This window comes from Arsenophonus sp. ENCA (assembly GCF_002287155.1).
In the GTDB taxonomy this organism is placed as follows: Bacteria; Pseudomonadota; Gammaproteobacteria; order Enterobacterales; family Enterobacteriaceae; genus Arsenophonus; species Arsenophonus nilaparvatae.
Map to the genome: position 1 here is coordinate 1 of NZ_NHNG01000587.1, position 3,506 is coordinate 3,506.

Below are 3,506 nucleotides of genomic sequence, written 5' to 3' on the forward strand. Positions count from 1 at the left end.
CATAAACGATTATCTCGTAACAGCCGCTCTTTGTTGATCATTTCAAACCTTTATTCTCTAAGTTAAACCTCTTTTTATTCTCAATAGCGTGACAAAAAATGCAAGTCTCTATTCAGCAACTAGTTTAATGTTAAAGAGCAGTTCCGCAGAAAACGCTGGCTATGGACTTTTGTTCAAATTTCTTGCTTGGTGATTACAACCCAAGCCACTTAAGCCAAGCATCACGTTCTTCTGCGGGACGATTAAGGTAGGCTGCACGCAGCCCTCTATTAAACTCGGGAAGGTATATCAATCGTTCTCTCACTCGAGAATTCGGTTTACTTGGGTCTTGCAACGGAATAACCGGCAACTTGTTGTTCTCGATCATTTCCTGGACAGCGCTAGGGGTTTTGCCGATTAACTCTGCAAATTTTTTAACGTGCATGACATCTATCGGATATCTCATCTCGTAGTCGTCGTTAATCATTCCTTCCCTCGCTTTCATTTCTTTAAACCGCTTAGTGCCGCTTAAAACCCCTTAAAACCGCGTTAAACCCAAACTCTGGTATGCTTAACACTGGGTGCATTTGCCGCGATGTAGCCGTTTTTTGGTTTGTGCGGCATTTGTTATGTGCATAAAGATCTTTATGTAACGATCTTTTTGATGGAGAATAATCTTTGTATGACGATCTTGTCAATAGATTATGCGCAAAAACTTCGCGCTATCAGAAAATCTGAAAAGTTAACGCAATTACAATTTTCTCAAATTGTTGGTTTATCGCTTAGCACAGTAAGGAGTTACGAAACAGGCCATCAGCGAGCTAGAGCTGAAGTCATGGAAAAAGTATTGCAGGTTGAATTATTTGAAAAATACACGTTATGGTTACTGCACGGGAAAATAGCCCCAATAGCCGGACAAATCAGTCCGGCTCTCGCACACTCTGGAACCGATGGAGAGGAAGCACAAAAGCAGACAAGAAAAACAGTCGTGGAATCGGATGTGAGATCATCCCACTACGACCAGAAAACTGGATGACTATTCAAAATGAGTTTGATAATTGGTTGGCAAGTCAGGATGATTTCTGGAAGTTCATTCTTGATGTTATCAAGAGATAACGAGCTAAATGATTTCATAACTTATTGTTTAATATTGTTTTTTAAAATGTATAAGAGGAAAAATCACTCTAACAAAAGATAATTATCTTTTTGCTATCTTTTTACAAGCAGGTTGCAACCTTCTTTCATTAAGATTGACTGTTCTTTGTAATCTGCTATGCTTAATCTTATGTAGATAATCAATGTAAAACTTAAACCGTATGAAAGTAATATCTTTTGTTTCCTCAAAAGGTGGGGTAGGAAAAACAACCTCAGCAGTTTTGCTAGCAGGAGAATTAGCAATAGCAGGATCAAAAGTTACCTTAATTGATGCTGATCCAAATAAACCAATAGAAATTTGGTCTAAAAAAAGCGCATTACATACAAACATTAACGTACTAACGGATGACTCCGACGAAACGATATTATCAACTATTGCTAATGCTGGTTTAGCATCGGATTTTGTTATTGTGGATTTAGAAGGGACGGCTACAACACGGATCGGCTATGCTGTTGCAAAATCAGACCTTGTGCTTATACCTTTACAAAAATCAGTTATGGATGCCGATGAAGCCGCTAAATCTGTGAGATTAATCAATAATATCATGAGTATATCTAATAGAAAAATTCTATATAAATTGTTTTTTACGCGAGTTCCTTCAGCGATTAGAGAAAAAACAGCCCGAAACATTGAACAACAACTTATAACGGTTCCAATGCTGCCTGTTTCAATTGTTGATCGCGCTGCGTATCGGACTTTATTTGATATTGGAGGCATATTAAATACTTTAGATTTTTCTGATGTTGGAGGCTTGAAAGCAGCGAAAGATAATGCGTCTAAATTTGCTCAAGCCGTTATTGACACATTAAGATAATGTAGAGTATCTATATGAATAACAATGAAAAAGAAAGAACCACTTTTAATTTTGGTGAGTCAACAAAAGAAAATAACACTGAAATTGATCTAGAGGCAATTAAAGCAATAACATTAGCGTCTGGTTTTAGAGAAACACCAAAAACTCACACTGCTACATCAACAGAATCATTTCGTAGAACAAGAAGAAAAACCGGCAGAACGGAACAATTTTCAACTAGATTGCGTCCAAGTACATTAAACGAAATTTATCAGTATGCAGATCAACATGAAATCACATTAGCTGAAACTATTGAACGGGCGATGGCCTCTTTGCTAAAAAATAAAAATTGATAAAATTTAACTTTAAAATCAGTAAGTTAATTAATTTTATTCAATAATGTCTTTTTAATTTTATACACCTCTTTCTTCCCCTTTTCTCTCTTACGGGAAGCTTCCGCTTGTGGGGTGTTTTGATTGCGGTTTTTGAAAGTGACTTTGTCTGTACTAGGATCAAAGCTAATTTCATAATCAGGAAGGTCATTAAGTATTGAAAGTTTTTTTATTTCAGATCTAAAATATTTTAATGCAGTTGAACTTCCGGTCTTTTTTAAAAGATTTTCTAAAAAAATTGTAAACTCATGTTGATTACCACAATGCTTACGGGCGATTTCATACAATCTTCTATCTATCGCTTTACGAATACGAAAATAATCAGAACTAATCTGTAAGACTTTTGTCTTTGTTATTGCTTGATATAACCAATCAGGCAAAGTTATTTCAATCATGCCAATTTCGAGCTTTCCCTTTTTCTCCTCTAAAATTCGCCAACTATCAATTAACCCAAAACCAATACTTTCTTGTTTGTCTTCTGAATAAATAATATTTGTTGTAATACGAGTACCAGCAAGTCTCTCTAAAGTTTTTTCTAATTCTTTGTAAGACTTACCACCTTTATCACGGTTGGTCGTTACAAAAAAATCATAGGGAGTAAAAGCAATAGTCCGGCTAATAGGCTTTCCATTATTAATTGCTTCTTGCAGTTTTGATATAGCGTATATCCAAATATCTTTATCAAAAACGGTAGCTAAACCAATTTCAGCCGCAGACCTAACGGTTACTGTTACATTTCCATTGCTGTATTGCCTAACTTTAGTATCCCCTCCTTTTAGAGGCTGTCGCAAAAGAGGTAGTATCATGTTTTTAATGATTTCAATATTTTGATTTTAAAGAAAAAATTAAATTATTTTTATTGTAAATACCCCTTTTGCGACAGCCTCTTTAAAGCAAAAAATGGATGTTCCATACTCGCTATTTCATCACGAAATGTAGAAACATCTATCTCATCAGTGATAAAAAATGCGAGTTTTTGATGTTTGTGGGGGCGTAATGTTTTCATTTTTTCTTTTTTATCAATTAGTTAATTATAAATCGATTCGGGATTTACCGACCATCGATTCGGGATTTACCGACTAATTATCGGGATTTACCGACTAATTATCGGGCTTTACCGACTAATTATCGGGATTTACCGACTAATTATCAAGCCAAAAGATAAAAAAAACATTACAAACCCAAA

The 3,506-nt window shown here is 35.4% G+C and carries 5 protein-coding genes; 3 read left to right on the forward strand and 2 right to left on the reverse strand.

Translation table 11 applies throughout. The features are described from left to right. Nucleotides 1-193: 193 nt before the first annotated feature. The gene (locus CBG25_RS15345; RefSeq protein ID WP_290607740.1) at nucleotides 194-466 is read right to left on the reverse strand and encodes a Cox family DNA-binding protein; all 273 of its coding nucleotides are present in this window, start codon (nucleotides 464-466) and stop codon (nucleotides 194-196) included. Between the two features lie 144 nt (nucleotides 467-610). On the opposite strand from CBG25_RS15345, the gene CBG25_RS15350 reads away from it, so the two are divergent. The 3 genes from CBG25_RS15350 to CBG25_RS15360 all read left to right on the forward strand — a co-directional run bounded on the left by CBG25_RS15350 (nucleotide 611) and on the right by CBG25_RS15360 (nucleotide 2,281). Next, nucleotides 611-1,015, forward strand: coding sequence for a helix-turn-helix transcriptional regulator (locus CBG25_RS15350; RefSeq protein ID WP_366212792.1), 405 nt, complete (start codon nucleotides 611-613; stop codon nucleotides 1,013-1,015). A gap of 280 nt (nucleotides 1,016-1,295) precedes the next feature. Beyond that, nucleotides 1,296-1,949, forward strand: coding sequence for a ParA family protein (locus CBG25_RS15355; RefSeq protein ID WP_290607734.1), 654 nt, complete (start codon nucleotides 1,296-1,298; stop codon nucleotides 1,947-1,949). A 14-nt stretch (nucleotides 1,950-1,963) separates the two neighbouring features. After that, on the forward strand, nucleotides 1,964-2,281 hold the full coding sequence (locus CBG25_RS15360) for a hypothetical protein (protein ID WP_290607736.1): 318 nt from the start codon (nucleotides 1,964-1,966) through the stop codon (nucleotides 2,279-2,281). Nucleotides 2,282-2,307: 26 nt separating this feature from the next. Here CBG25_RS15360 and CBG25_RS15365 read toward each other — a convergent pair whose 3' ends face one another. Continuing rightward, nucleotides 2,308-3,111 (reverse strand): replication initiator protein A, encoded by an 804-nt coding sequence (locus CBG25_RS15365; RefSeq protein WP_290607738.1) that lies wholly within the window; start codon nucleotides 3,109-3,111, stop codon nucleotides 2,308-2,310. Nucleotides 3,112-3,506: the final 395 nt, after the last annotated feature.